The organism is Pseudomonas sp. SORT22 (assembly GCF_018417635.1).
Lineage (GTDB): Bacteria > Pseudomonadota > Gammaproteobacteria > Pseudomonadales > Pseudomonadaceae > Aquipseudomonas.
In genome coordinates, this window is record NZ_CP071007.1 from 3,406,607 (window position 1) to 3,420,729 (window position 14,123).

10 protein-coding genes are annotated in these 14,123 nt (G+C 66.5%); 7 read left to right on the forward strand and 3 right to left on the reverse strand.

The annotated features are described in order from the left end of the window. Nucleotides 1-5: 5 nt before the first annotated feature. From JYG36_RS15480 to JYG36_RS15490, 3 genes are read right to left on the reverse strand one after another with little or no spacing between them, the layout of a single operon-like run. Nucleotides 6-1,181: an LLM class flavin-dependent oxidoreductase gene (locus tag JYG36_RS15480; RefSeq protein WP_213601489.1), complete on the reverse strand. Its 1,176-nt coding sequence runs from the start codon at nt 1,179-1,181 to the stop codon at nt 6-8. A gap of 9 nt (nt 1,182-1,190) precedes the next feature. Continuing rightward, the gene (locus tag JYG36_RS15485) at nt 1,191-1,925 is read right to left on the reverse strand and encodes a class II aldolase/adducin family protein (protein ID WP_213601492.1); all 735 of its coding nucleotides are present in this window, start codon (nt 1,923-1,925) and stop codon (nt 1,191-1,193) included. A gap of 12 nt (nt 1,926-1,937) precedes the next feature. After that, nucleotides 1,938-2,996: an ABC transporter substrate-binding protein gene (locus JYG36_RS15490; RefSeq protein WP_093383571.1), complete on the reverse strand. Its 1,059-nt coding sequence runs from the start codon at nt 2,994-2,996 to the stop codon at nt 1,938-1,940. A 310-nt stretch (nt 2,997-3,306) separates the two neighbouring features. Here JYG36_RS15490 and JYG36_RS15495 point away from each other — a divergent pair, with 310 nt between their 5' ends. From JYG36_RS15495 to JYG36_RS15525, 7 genes are all read left to right on the forward strand, one after another. Continuing rightward, nucleotides 3,307-4,524 carry an acyl-CoA dehydrogenase family protein gene (locus JYG36_RS15495; RefSeq protein WP_093383581.1) on the forward strand — a complete coding sequence of 406 codons (1,218 nt, stop codon included), beginning with the start codon at nt 3,307-3,309 and terminating at the stop codon, nt 4,522-4,524. Nucleotides 4,525-4,555: 31 nt separating this feature from the next. After that, a complete protein-coding gene (locus JYG36_RS15500; RefSeq protein WP_213601494.1) occupies nt 4,556-6,325 on the forward strand; it encodes an ABC transporter ATP-binding protein in 1,770 nt (589 codons plus the stop codon). Then, nucleotides 6,318-8,156: an ABC transporter ATP-binding protein gene (locus JYG36_RS15505; RefSeq protein WP_213601496.1), complete on the forward strand. Its 1,839-nt coding sequence runs from the start codon at nt 6,318-6,320 to the stop codon at nt 8,154-8,156. The genes JYG36_RS15500 and JYG36_RS15505 overlap by 8 nt, the downstream gene beginning before the upstream one ends. A gap of 209 nt (nt 8,157-8,365) precedes the next feature. After that, complete coding sequence (locus tag JYG36_RS15510) at nt 8,366-9,520, forward strand: LLM class flavin-dependent oxidoreductase (protein WP_213601499.1); 1,155 nt, start codon at nt 8,366-8,368, stop codon at nt 9,518-9,520. Between the two features lie 12 nt (nt 9,521-9,532). Continuing rightward, nucleotides 9,533-10,573: an ABC transporter substrate-binding protein gene (locus JYG36_RS15515; protein ID WP_213601501.1), complete on the forward strand. Its 1,041-nt coding sequence runs from the start codon at nt 9,533-9,535 to the stop codon at nt 10,571-10,573. A gap of 30 nt (nt 10,574-10,603) precedes the next feature. Next, complete coding sequence (locus JYG36_RS15520; RefSeq protein WP_045198597.1) at nt 10,604-11,662, forward strand: ABC transporter substrate-binding protein; 1,059 nt, start codon at nt 10,604-10,606, stop codon at nt 11,660-11,662. 182 nt (nt 11,663-11,844) lie between these two features. Next, nucleotides 11,845-14,088, forward strand: a complete 2,244-nt coding sequence (locus tag JYG36_RS15525; protein ID WP_093383608.1) for a TonB-dependent receptor — start codon at nt 11,845-11,847, stop codon at nt 14,086-14,088. Nucleotides 14,089-14,123 lie beyond the last annotated feature (35 nt).

Here is a 14,123-nt window from a genome sequence, read left to right on the forward strand (position 1 = left end):
ACTCCTTAAGCCGGTTCGGCAACCGTGCGCGCACTCAGGTGCGCAATGTCGAAACCGTGGTCCAGGTCGAGCAAGGGGAACAGCAGGTCGGCGACCCGGTGGGCTTCATCAATCAGCGGGAAGCCCGAGAGGATGAACGCCGAGGTGCCCTGGGCCTCGTACTCGCGAATCCGCTCGGCCACCTGCTCGGCGCTGCCGACCAGGTAGGTACCGGCCGCCGGGCCGAGAATGTTGAAGCCGAACAGGCTCGGGCCGGTCCAGACGTTGGGATAGATCTCAAGCTCCCGCGCGGTGGGCAGGCGGCCGTCGCGAATGCTCTGCACATTGCGCTGGATCTGCGGGTTGTCGCTGCTGAAGGTTTCCAGGCTCTGCCCGGGCGGCAACTGGCGTTCGATGGCGGCGCGGGCGGTGGCCAGCGAAGTCTGCTGCAGCAGTTTTTCGGCGTGGGCCCAGGCCTCTTCCTCGGTTTCGCGCACGATGATCTGCAGGCGCGTGCCAAAGGTCAGTTCGCGGCCGATCTTCGCCGCCTCCGCCGCCACCCGGCGGAACTTGTCGCCGAGCTTCGGCGGGGTGTCGGCAAAGCTCAGGTAGACGTCCAGCAATTGCACCGAATGAGCCACGCCCGGGCCCGAGGTGCCGGCGCCCCACAGTGGCACGCTGGCACGTTTTGGCGGGTGCCAGCCGCCCAGCGGGTGACGTGCCGCCGCAGCCGGGCGCGGCGCCAGCTTGACGTACTGACCGTCAAAGCCTGCGGTTTCGCCGGCATAAATACTCTGGAACGCACGCCAGTATTCCAGGCTGAACTGGTAGCGCTCGTCGTGCGGGTAATGCACGCCGAGGGTGGCCAGGCCGGCGTCGCTGCCGTTGACCACGTTGAACAACAGGCGGCCGTTGGAGAACTCGTCAAAAGTCAGCGCCCACTTGGCCAGCACCGCCGGCGACAGCTCGCCCGGATGCTGGGCCACCAGAAAACGCAGGCGCTCGGTGGCGTCGATCAGCGCGGCGGCCACTGCCAGGCTTTCGTTGGGGCTTGAACCCAGCAGCGAGCCGTAGTAACCCAGGCGATCGCTGGCCACCGCCAGTTGCTTGAGGTGGGCGAAATCGGTTTTCCAGCGCCCCTGGGCTTCCCACGGATAGGGGCCATCGGGGCTGGTCAGGTACCAGAGAATTTTCACTGCCATGGTCTTTCCTCAGGCGCGAATGCGGTCGGTGGCGGGAATCAGGCCCAGCTCGCTGGCCTTGTCGATCAGCCTGCTCATCTTCCATTGCTGGGTGAGCACGCCCGGGCCGAAGGGCCGCGAGCCGCCGATGGCTTCGGCCAGCAGTTGCAGTTGCGCGCCCTCCTCCAGCAGCACGATGAACTCGGCAGTGGCGCGCAGGCCCTGCTGGCCCCACACCGTGGCGCCACCGTTGGCTTCAAGGATGGCCGGGGTGAAGGGGTTCTCGGCCAGGCGTTCGAGGATGAAATCGACCTCGTCCTGGCGCCGGTCGATGTAGGTCGGCAGCTCGCGGACCAGCTGGAAGCGCTGCACCGGCACGTAGTTGAACGGCAAGGTGCGCTGGGTCTGGGCCCAGGCGCCGAGGTACGGCGAGTGCACATGCGACACCGTGGTGATCTGCGCCTGCTCGCGGAACAGTTTGGCGTAACGGCCCAGGCCACCCTTGCCCTGGCCATGCACCAGGTTGCCGGCCAGGTCGCTGACCGTGGCCTGCAGCGGTTTGCGGTACTCCCACGGCCCCGGGTAGTTGACCGACACCAGCAGCTCGCGCCCCGGTACCCGTTCGATAAAGCCGACGGTGCCGTTGGCGGTGATGGTGTTGGTTTCGCGGAACACGGTGAAGGCCTGCCCGGCCTCGTCGAGCACCTGCTCGATGAAGGTTTGCAGCTCGGCGTCGATCAGGTGCTCGGTGGTCAGTACGGTCATGGCAATGCTCCTTTAAGCGCGGGCGCGGCGTTCAGCCAGCAGTTGCTGGGCGGCTTGCAGTGGACGCGGGTCGACCCAGTCGGCCAGGGCAAAATCGGCTTCGAGAAAGCCGTGCAGGTTGAGGAAGGTTTTCTGGATGTCGAGGTACGCCAGGCGTTCGGCCGAAAGGTCCGGGGCCAGGGTGGTATGAAAGTCGCCGCGGTAGGCTTGATCGACGCCTTCGGCACCGGCGCGGGTTTCGTCCTGGAGGATGCGCAGCAGGCCGTCGCGGTTGTCGCGGGCCCAGTCGGCGGCGCGCAGGGTCTGGGCAAGAAAGCGCACCACCAGCTCGAAGTGATCGTCGAGCAGGCTCTGGTGCACGGTGATCGGCCGTGGCGTGCCGTTGTTGATGCGATAGCGTGGGTCTGTGATCTGGTCCAGGTCAATGCCCACCACCAGGCCCAGGCGCCGGGCGGCATCGGCGGCGGCAGCGCCCTTGACGTAGACCGCATCGACCTCGCCGCGCACCAGGTAATCCAGGCCCGACCACAGGCGTTGCAGGCCCTGCTGCGGGGTCGGTGCATCGTCCTGGGACTGCAGCGCCACCTCCACCAGCTGGACATCATCGAAGCTCAGCCCGGCCAGGCTCAGCGCGCCCTTGTAGCCGTGCAGGCTCATGGCCCGGGCGATGCTGCCGGGGCGGTTGGCGCCCCAGGCCGGTAGCGCCAGGCGCTTGCCCTTGAGGTCGGCGGCGCTGCGAATGCCCGAATCCGGGCGCACCAGGATGGTCTGCCATTCCTCGATCCAGGTCAGGCCGATCAGCCGGCTCGGTGCACCGGCGGCGCGGGCGGCCAACGCCGGCACGTTACCGCCCTCGCGAAACAGCCCGGGCAGTTGGTGATCGTAGTGGTGATGACCCAGTTGCCGGACTTCCTGCAGGGTTTCTACCGGCAGGCCGTCGGCGGCGAATTCTTCCGTGAGCCAGCCCAGGGTGTAGGCGATGCCGGAAGCGGTCGGCACCGGGCAGCGGGTGAACCAGAGTTGCTCAAGCGTGGTTGCGCTGGGCAGTGGCAAGGTGGCGGCGATTGTCATGGGCATGCTCCATCAAGCGGATCGAATCGGCCAGGTGGCCTGTGCCTGAGCTATTGCAGCGCCCGTGCCAACTCGGCAAAGCCCTGATTTCATTGGGCTTTGCCCCTTGCCGCAAGGCGCGACTGCTGATCTGCCAGCAGTCGGGCCGCAAGCCTGCTGCTGCCAGAGCAACAATCACCGGCTTACTGCTGCCCCAGCAACACCCGGCACCGGCAAAAACGCCGCAAGCCCTGCCCCACGGGGCTTTGCCGCCACTGGCACAGAACCTGCTCAAGGCCCTGGGTACCTGTTCATTCAAGGAAGCCCTATCGTGAGTACCCTGCCCCATCGCCTGCACAGCCCCGCCCAGGCCATCGCCGCGGCCCATGAAATTGCCGAGCAAATCGCCGCCCTCGCCGCCGACCCGTTGCTCAACCGCGAACTGCCCCGGCGCCAGGCGCAGTTATTGTCCGACAGTGGCATCACCGCCATCGGCGTACCGACAGCGCTCGGCGGCCTGGGCGCGTCGGTCGAGACCATCGTCGAGACCGTGCGGATCATCTCCCGCGCCGACGGCGGCGTCGGCCAGTTGCTGCAGATTCACAACGTGATGCTGCGCGGCGTGCTCAGCGGCTACCCGGATGCCGTGCGCGACCGGCTGATCGCCGATGTACTGGCCGGCAAGCGCCTGGGCAATGCCCTGGCCGAGGTCGGCGGCAAGAACAAGTTCGCCCTCAAGACCCGGGTCGAGCGCCGCGCCGATGGCAAGCTGATCCTCAACGGCAGCAAGTTCTACTCCACCGGCGCCTACCTGGCCGAGTGGATCTCGCTGACCGCCGCCAGCGATGACGGCGGCGCCGGCGTGCTGCTGCAGCGCGACACGCCCGGCCTGACCCTGGTCGATGACTGGGACGCCTTCGGCCAGAACAACTCGGTCAGCGGCACGGTAATCTTCGACAACATCGAGCTGGACGAGCGCTACGTGCTGCGCCGCCAGGGCCCGATGAAGCGCACCGGCCTGACCTTCCCGCAGATCCTTCACGCCGCCATCGACACCGGTATCGCCGCCGGCGCCCTGCAGGCCGGCATCGACTACCTTAACCAGCACGCCCGGCCGTGGGTCGAGAGCGAGGTGGAACGGGCCAGCGACGAGCCGCACATCATTCGCCAGATCGGCGAGTACGCGGTGGCCCTGCGCGCCGCCGAATCACTGCTGCGCGACGCCGCGCGAACCTTCGACGCCCACGAGCAGGACCCGGACAACAAGGCCCTGCAAGACGAGCTGATCCTTTCGGTGGCCAGCGCCCGCGCCCATTCCGATGGCGCTGCGCTGAAGATCTCCAGCGACATCTTCTCGCTGCTCGGCGCCAGCTCATCCTTGAGCAAGTGGAACCTCGACCGTTTCTGGCGCAACGCCCGGGTGCACACCACCCACGACCCGATCCGCTGGCGCCTGCACCACGTCGGCAACTACTACCTCAACGGCATCGACCCCGGCGAATACACCGCCATCCTCAATGCCAAGCAAAAGGCCGGCGCCAACCGCTGAGCACACACTTTCCTCCTGCCGCGAGTCCTTCATGAGCCCTCGACACCCGCTGCTGCGCAGCCTGGCGATCTACGGTGAAATGCCCTGGCGTTTCGCCCTGGTCGCCGGGCTGTTCGTTTCCATCAACCTTGGCCTGGTCTGGCAACAATGGCTGATCGGCCACGCCCTCAACGAGGTCAGCGCCGGCACGGCGGTGCAGCGCCTGGCCGATGGCAGCCTCGACGGTCAGCGCGCCTGGGGCTGGTTCTGGCTGATCCTCGGCGTGGCCCTGGGCCGCGCGCTGCTGCAGTACGCCGCCGCCATCGGCTCGCTGATCCTTGGCCAGGCGCTGCTCACGCGCCTGCGCGAGCGCCTGCTGGAGCAGGTGCTGCGCCTGCACCTGGGCTATCACTGGCAGCACGGCATGGGCGAGATGGTCACCCGCACCACCCGCGATGCCGACAAGGTCCGCGATGCACTGGTGAGCTTCTGGCGCCAGCTGGTCGAAACGCCGCTGGTGATACTCGCCACCGTCGGCCTGCTGGCCTGGTACCACCCGTGGCTGGCGCTCGGGCCGCTGCTGCTGACGGTGATCGGTGTGTGGATATTCGTAGTGCAGACCGAGCGCCTGGTCAGCCTCGACCGCGCGGTCGGCGCCGCCTACGACCGGGTCAACCAGGACCTCGCTGAAGGCATTGGCGCGGTACGGGTGATCAAGTCGTTCGGCCTGCAAGCCCAGCGCATCGACGGCTTCGAGCGTCAGGTCCTGCAGTTCAGCAGCCTGGCACGCCAGGCCCTGGCCTACGCCAGTTCGCGGATTCCACTGCCGCAAGCGGTGGTGGCGCTGGGGCATGTGTGGATACTGGTGGTGGGCGCGCAATTGGTCGCCGCCGGCCGGATCGGCATTGGCGAACTGGTCACGTCGCTGCTGATCGCCACCACCCTGGTATTTCGCATCGAAGGCATCGGCCGGGTGATGCAGACCTTCGCCGACGCCCGCGCCTCGGCCGGGCGGATCTGGCAGTTGCTGGATGCGCCGGCGGCGATTGTCGGCGGCAGTCAGCGCCTGCCCGAGGGGCCGCTGGGGCTGAGGCTTGAAGACGTCAGTGTCGCCGCCCCTGGCGGTGGCCAGGCGATCCTGCGTCACTGCTCGTTCGAGCTGGCCCCCGGTGAAACCGTCGCCCTGGTCGGCGCCACCGGCACCGGCAAGAGCCTGCTGGCCAGCCTGTTGCCACGCCTGAGCGATGTTGCCCAGGGCCGTGTGCTGCTCGGCAACGCGCAGTCCGGTTGGCAGGACATTCGCAACCTGGACCTGCGCGACCTGCGCCGACGCGTGCATGTCCTGCCTCAGGAGAGTTTTCTGTTTGCCGACAGCCTGGCCGCCAACCTGCGCCTGAGTGCGCCCGACGCCAGCGACCCGCAACTGCTCCAGGCCCTGCACCAGGCCGCCGCCGAGGATATCCTCGAACGCCTGCCCGATGGCCTCGACAGCCCGCTCGGCGATCGCGGCGTAACCCTCTCGGGCGGCCAGCGCCAGCGCTTGTGCCTGGCCCGGGCCTTGCTCGCGGCGCCGGCCATTCTCTGCCTGGACGATGCCACCAGCGCCCTGGATGCGCTGAGCGAAGGCCGGGTGCTGGACAACCTGCGCCAGCAGGCAAGCGCCACCACCCTGCTGTTGATCGCCAGCAAGGTTTCCACCGTGCAACGCGCCGACCGTGTGCTGCTGCTCGACCACGGCGCCATCGCCGACAGCGGCACCCACGCGCAACTGCTGCAGCGCAACCCGACTTACCGTGACCTGCTGGGGATCGACCATGGCTAAGCCACTGCCGGGCAACGCCCTGAGCGATATCGAAATCGAAGAGCTGCTGGCAAAAAAAGCCCTCGACCGCAGCATGTTCCAGCGCCTGCTGCCGTTGTTGCGGCCGGTGCGCAAGCAGATCGCCTGGGTCATCGGCCTGGAGCTGCTGTTGGTGTTTACCGTGTTCCTGCGCCCCTGGTTCGTTCGTGAACTGCTCGACCGCGGTCTGATCCACGACGGCAATCGCTGGCTGCTCGAGCAACCGCTGGTGATGTGGCTGGGGCTGGGCCTGGCGGCCAGTTGGCTGGGGCGCTTTGTGCTGGCCGGGGTATCGCAGTATATCGCCGGCAGCGCGGCGATCCAGGTGCTCAACCAATTGCGGGTGCGGGTGTTTGCCCACGTCCAGGCCTTGAGCGTCGGTTACTTCGACCGCACCCGCGCCGGGCGTATCATTTCCCGCGCCGACCGCGATGTCGATGCCCTGGAGCCGCTGCTGATCCAGGGCCCGCCGGAACTGCTCGGCGCCCTGCTGCGCTGCAGCCTGGCGGCGGTGATGCTGTGGCTGATCGAGCCGCTGTTCTTCTTCAGCCTGATCGGCAGCGTGCCGCTGCTGCTGGCGGCGACCTGGGCGTTCAAGCGCATCGCCCAGCGCAACTGGGCCAAGGTCGCCGAACAGCGCAGCCGCTTCACCGCGCACCTGGTCGAGAGCGTCAGCGGCGTGCGCCTGCTACAGCAGACCGGCCAGCAGGCGCCGAACCTTAAGCGTTACACACAACTGCTGCACGACTTCAACGAAGCGCTGATCATCGGCAGCCTGCGCTCGGGCTGGTTCGCGCCCTTTACCGCGCTGCTCAGCGCCGCCGGCATGGCGGTGCTGGTGCTGGTCGGCGGCTACAGCCTGGCCAAGGGCACGGTCACGGTCGGCCAGGTCGGCGAAAGCCTGTTCTACGTGATGCTGTTCCTTGGGCCATTGCAAGAACTGACCGACCTGTTCGAACGCTATGCCACCGGTTCCGCCTCGGCTCAGCGGATCTTCCTGTTGCTCGACACCGCGCCGCAGATTGTCGACCCGGTTGCCCCGGTGGACTTGCCCGCGGCACGCGGCGAGGTGCATTTTCAGCAGGTGCGCTTTGCCTATTTGCCGCAACCCACCCGGCCGGTGATCGACGGCCTCGACCTGCGCATCAATGCCGGTGAAGTGCTGGCGATTGTCGGCCCGTCCGGGCATGGCAAGAGCACCCTGGTGCAGTTGCTCACACGCTTCTACGAAGTTGATCACGGCGCGGTGACCCTCGATGGCGTCGATATTCGCCAGCTCAGCCAGCAACAGTTGCGCCGCCACGTTGGCGTGGTACTGCAGGACAACGTGCTGTTCAACGGTAGCATCCTCGACAACCTGCGCCTGGCCGCGCCGCATGCCGATGACGACACGCTGATTGACGCGGTGCGCGAGCTGGGCGCCGACGAGGTGCTGGAGCGCCTGGCGCATCGCTATGACACCCAGGTCGGGCCGCTGGGCAGCCACCTCAGCCAGGGCCAGCGCCAGCTGGTGTGCCTGGTGCGCGCCTACCTGGCGGACCCGGCGGTGCTGGTGCTCGACGAGGCCACCTCGGCGGTCGATGTGCACACCGAGCGGCGCATCCAGCGGGCGCTTCGGCGCCTGTGCGAGGGGCGCACGGCGATCATCATCGCCCACCGCCTGGCGACCATTCGCGATGCCGACCGCATCGTGCTGATTCGCGAGGGCAAGCTGGTCGAGCAAGGGCCGCATCAGCAGTTGCTGGCCAAGGGTGGCGATTATGCGGCGTTGTATCGGCGGTATCAGCACGGTGCCGAGTTACAGGTTGGTTGAGGCCTTTCGCGGGTCAAGTCGGAGCGCCGCACCGCCGCTCCCACAAGGTCAATGCTTGACCCGCGATGCTTTGTGCTGCAACCGCCGCAGCCACTGCTGACCGGTTGCTGCCCTGGCAACACCCCTGCCGCCAACCCCCAATGATTACGGGCCCGCGCGGCGTGGCATGGGCGTTGCACCGCTGTCTCTACCTTCATCGAGGAACAGCCATGAGCACCGAATTCTTCTGGCGTCTGCCCCTGGGCACCGACGGCCCGCAACTGAGCACCGACAAGCACAACCGCGGCAGTTTCAGCCGCAGCCCCGGGCATATCGCTCCCGGACTGTTGCAGGACGGCAGCGCCGATGGTTTCACCTACATCGACTACATCGCCCAGGTGGCCAAGGCCGCAGAACTTGCAGGCTTTGAAGGCGCGCTGCTGCCCACCGGCCCCGAACCGTGGATCGCCGCCGCGGCCCTGGCCCGGGAAACCCGCCGTTTGCGCTTTCTGATCGCCTTCCAGGCCACCTGGACCCTGCCCGCCTACGCCGCCCAGCAGGCGGCAATCCTCCAGCACCTGAGCCACGGGCGCCTGGACTGGAACATCATCACCGGCGGCAACCCGGCCAGCCAGCGCGCCCAGGGCGACTTTCTCGACCACGACCAGCGCTACAAGCGTACCGGCGAGTTCCTCGACATCATCCAGGGTTTGTGGAGCAACGAGCGCTTCTCTTACGACGGCGACATCTACCGCCTGGAAAACGGCGCACTGCCGCCGCACCTGGGTAACGAACGCAAGCCGGGGGTGTACTTCTCCGGCTTCTCCGAGCCGGCGCTGGAAGTCGCCGCCCGCCACGCCGACGTGTACCTGAACTGGGCCGAGCCGGTTGAGCAGCTCAAGCCGCACATCGAGCGGGTACGCGAGCTTGCCGACAAGCAAGGGCGCACGGTGCGCTTCGGCCTGCGCGTCGACCTGTTCGCGCGTGAAACCGAAGACGCCGCCTGGCGCGACCTGCGCCGCCAGTTCGACAAGCTCGAAGGCAAGCCCAGCGCCGTCTCCACGGCCTTCACCAGCGCCAGCGACTCGGTGGGTGGCGCGCGGCAAACCGCCTATCACCAGAACATCCAGCGCTTCGACGACCTGATCATCGGCGCCAACCTCTGGGCCGGTTTTGCCAAGGCCAAGCCTGGGCCGACCGTGGGCCTGGTGGGCAGCCACGAGAACATCGCCGAACGCCTGGCCGAATACCGCGACGCCGGTTTCTCGACCTTTATCCTGGCCGGCAATCCGCACCTGGAAGAAGCCTTGCGCATCGGCCAGGAGGTGCTGCCGCTGGTGCGCCAGGCGCCGCTGACCAGCCTGCCACTGACTGCCAGCGCCTGACCGGAGCCCGACATGAGCACACCCCTCGATACCCTCTGGTACACCCGCTGCCCGGTGCCCACGGGCCTGGGCATTGCCGCTCAGCAAGGCTGGCTGCAGGACAGCCTGCACACGCTTGGCACCCAGGTGCAGTCGATTCGCGAGGCCGACGATGCTGCGGTGCGCGAGTCGCACTTCGATCACAGCCTGCGCCACTCGGTGCGTCATGGCGGCAGCATTCCAGCAATCTGGGCCCGCGCCCAGGGCCGCGAAACGCGCCTGATCGGGCTGTCCTGGGCCGATGAGGCGCAGTTGATCCTGACCCGCGCCGACAGCGCCATTCACAGCATCAGGCAACTGGCCGGCAAGCGCTTCGGCCTGCCCGACCGCGCCCGCGCGCAAATCGACTTCACCCGCGCCCAGGCCCTGCGCGGGCTGGAGAACGCGCTGAAACTCGAGGGCTTGCAGGTCGGCGACTTGCAGCTGGTCAACTACCGCTACGACAGCGGTTTCAGTGACAGCCCGCTGCGCGTTGTTGCCGGCAGCAGCGTGGCCAGCAGTGACGAGGCGCGCAACCTGGAGCTGATCGGCCTGCTGCGCGGTGAAGTCGATGCGATCTTTCTCAAGGGCGCCAGCGCTGTGCAGCAGGCCCATGATTTCGGTCTGCGCACATTACTGGACATCGGCGCCCACCCCGACCCGCTGATGCGCAGCAACAACGGCACGCCGCGCACCCTGACGGTCGACCAGGCGCTGCTCGACCAGCACCTGCCGGTGGCCACCCAAGTGCTCGACAGCGTCCTGCGCGCCGAAGCCTGGGCCCATCAGCACCCAGAGCAGACCCGCCGCTACCTGGCGCTGGAAACCAACAGCAGCGAGTACTGGGTCAGCCGCGCCTACGGCGAAGACGCGCACCTGCGCTTGCGCACCGCCCTCGACGAACAGGCCATCGCCGCACTGCAGGACTTCGTGACCTTCCTGCGGCGCTGGCGCTTTATCCGCACGGCGTTCGATGTACGCCAATGGATCGACCGCCGCCCCATGGACGGGCTGCATACCGCACTGGCCGGCTAACCGGCCACCTGACAAGGACTAGAACCGACAATGAGCACACCCCTCGATACCCTCTGGTACACCCACAGCCCGGTGCCCACCGGCCTTGGCATCGCCGTGCAAAGCGGGCGCCTGGCCGAAGCCTTCCAGCCGCTGGGCACCTCGATCCAGTCGCTGCGCGAATCGAGCGAGCGCGAAGTGCGCGAAGCCCATTACGACCATCACCTGCGCAACTCGGTGCGCCACGGCGGCAACATCCCGGCGATCTGGGCCTACGCCAGCGGCGTGCAGACCCGCGTGCTGGGCCTGAGCTGGGCCGATGAAGTGCAGTTGATCCTGACCACCGAAGACAGCGGCGTACGCACCGTGCGCGACCTCAAGAACCGCCGCTTCGGCCTGCCGAAATGGGCCAACGTGCAGATCGACTTCACCCGCGCCCAGGCCCTGCGCGGGCTGGAGAACGCGCTGAAGCTCGAAGGCCTGAACGTCGCCGATGTCGAGCTGGTCGACTACCCCTACGGCGGCACCCACAGCGATGAACAGGTCACTCATGTGCATGGCGCGGCGGTGACCCTCGGCGTCAACCGCGTCAGCCGCCGCAACAACGAGCTGATCGGCCTACTGCGCGGCGATATCGACGCGATCTTTTTAAAGGGCGCCACGGCCCTGCAACTGGCCCACGAATTCGGCCTGCGGGTAGTGATCGACACCGGCTCCCACCCTGATCCGCTGATTCGCGCCAACAACGGCACGCCGCGGACCCTGACCGTGGACATCAACCTGCTGGAGCAGCACTTCGGTGCCTGCAAGCGCATCGTTGATGTGCTGCTGCGGACCGAGCAGTGGGCCTGGGCCAATGCCGATGAAACCCGGCGCTATCTTGCCCGCGAGCTGAACACCAGCGAGTACTGGGTGGCAGCGGCCTATGGCGAGGACGCCCACCGGCGCTTGCGCACCACCCTCGATGGCCGCTCGATCGAGGCGTTGCAGGACTTCACCGATTTTCTCCATCGCTGGGACTTTATACCGCGGCGTTTCGATGTGCGTGAGTGGATTGATTTCAGTGTGCTGGAGGCGGTGATCGGCTCTACTTCGCGGGTGGCTACCTGATCGCGGCGCCCCGACTTGCCCCGCGATTGCTGCCCCAGCAACAGGCATTCCACACCCCCCTGCTGAATAACTAGCAGCCACCGCTAAAAAACTCAATAAAATCCTTTAAATACAACAAGATACAAACATGGCACAAACCCTGCTCTATCCCCTTCAACTGCACATTCGGGGAGACCAGCAGCATGCACACACTTAACCCAATCGCCAAAGGCATCGGCCTGAGCATCCTGCTGGCCAGCCAGTCGGAGCTGCTCAGGGCCGAAGACAACACCAGCACTACACCGGCGCTGAAAACCGTTACGGTCACCGCCCAGCACCGCGAAGAAACCCTGCAGGAAGTGCCAGTGGCGGTCACTGCGGTACAAGGCAGCAGCATCACCGCCGACGGCGTGCGCGCCATGGGCGATATCACCACCTTCATCCCCAACGCCTCGGCGAAGAACCCCGACGGCGATGGTCGCCCGCGCTGGTACATTCGCGGCCTGGGCACCGGCGACACCGGCGCCGCCACCGTCTACCCGGTGGGTATCTACGCCGACGACGTCTACCTCAATGCCCCGGTGGCCGGCGGCGGCCCGTTGTTCGACCTTGAGCGCATCGAGATCCTGCGCGGCCCGCAAGGCACCCTGTATGGCAAGAACACCACCGCAGGCGCGGTGAACATCATCTCCAAGAAGCCGGGCTTCGACACCGACGGCTTCGGCACCCTCGGCTTTGGCAGCAAGAACGAGCGAATCCTCAGTGGCGCCATCGGCGGCGCCCTGGTCGATGAGCGCCTGGCAGCAAGGGTGTCGCTGTACTCCGAAGAGCGCGATGGCTTCACCCACAACCTGAGCAACGACCAGACCTACGGCGACGTCAACAAGAAGGCCGTGCGTGTGCAGTTCCTGGCCAGGCTCAACCCTGACCTTCAAGCGCTGTGGAAGGTCCACGGCCGCCAGTTCAAGGGCGATGGCAGCAGCGGTTCGCTGACGCTGGGGCGCTACTACAACGTCGGCTACCAGCGCCCGGAAGGCCGGCGCATCGAGCTGAACGTCGATGAAGATGCCAAGCTCGACCACAACGGCACCTCGCTGACCCTGAACTGGGACATCGGCGACTACAAGCTGACCTCGATCACCGCCTACGACTACATCCGCAACCAGCAACTCAGCGACGCCGACTACACCCCCTATGAAGTCAACGGCGCCGCCGACAGCGACAACCGTTACGACCAGTACTCCCAGGAATTTCGCCTGGCCTCGCCGCAACAGGAAACCCTGCGCTGGATGCTCGGCGCCCACTACTTCCACGAAACCCTCGACAGCAGCGCCTTGCGCACCGTCACCCCGGGGCCTACGCCCAACGGCACCGGTTCCAACCAGACCGGCGGCACGGTGGATTTTCGTGACCTGAGCTACACCCACAAAACCGACAGCTACGCGCTGTTCGGCAACCTCGCCTACGACCTGAGCGACAACCTGACCGTTACCGGTGGCCTGCGCTGGACCACCGAGAAAAAGGACATCGACCTTGACCTGGTGCAATTGACCCGCGCCACTGCCAACGGCCCGCTGATCCCGCTGACCGCCAGCGGCAGCAACGGCTCTCAGGAAGAGGCCAAGCGCTGGGACGCCTGGACTTACGACCTGACCCCCGAGTACCGCATCAACGACAACCTGCGGGTGTTCTTCCGTTATGCCCATGGTTTTCGTTCCGGCGGTTTCAACACCGGTCTATCCACCAGCCTTGCGCAGTTGACCACGGTCGATCCGGAAGAGCTGGACGCCTACGAGCTGGGCCTGAAGTCTGAATGGCTCGACCACCGCCTGACAGTCAACGCCAACCTGTTCTACTACGACTACCAGGACATCCAGGTCAACCTGCTGACGGTCAACAACGGCATCCTCACCACCGCGCTGACCAACGGCGCCAAGGGCAAGGTCAAGGGCGCCGAGCTTGAGCTCGAAGGCCAGCCGACCGACTACCTGCACCTGCGCGCGGCGCTGTCGTTCCTCGACACCGAGTACACCGACTTCAAGAACACCAACCCCACCACCGGCGCGGTGACCGCCGACTACAGCGGCAACAGCTTCGTGCGCTCGCCGCGTTACGTGGTGTCGCTGGGCGGCGACTACACCATCCCGCTGGAAGTCGGCGGCAAGCTGGTGGCCGGTGCCGATGTCAGCTTCCGTGACCGCGAGTACTTTCTGGCCGACCGCCAGAGCAGCGCCGACCAGCCGCTCAACCAGGCGCACTACACCCTGGCCAACAGCCGCCTGACCTGGTTCAGCCCGGATGAAAAGCTCAGCGTCACCGGTTTCGTCAATAACCTCACCGACCGCCGCTACCAGGTTCACGGCCGCCCCAACGGCACCGCCGGCCAGTACGTGATCACCTATGGCGACCCGCGCACCGTGGGCCTGAGTGTCACCAGCCGGTTCTGATCGCTGCATCCTTTCTGCCTTACAGGAGTCTGTTC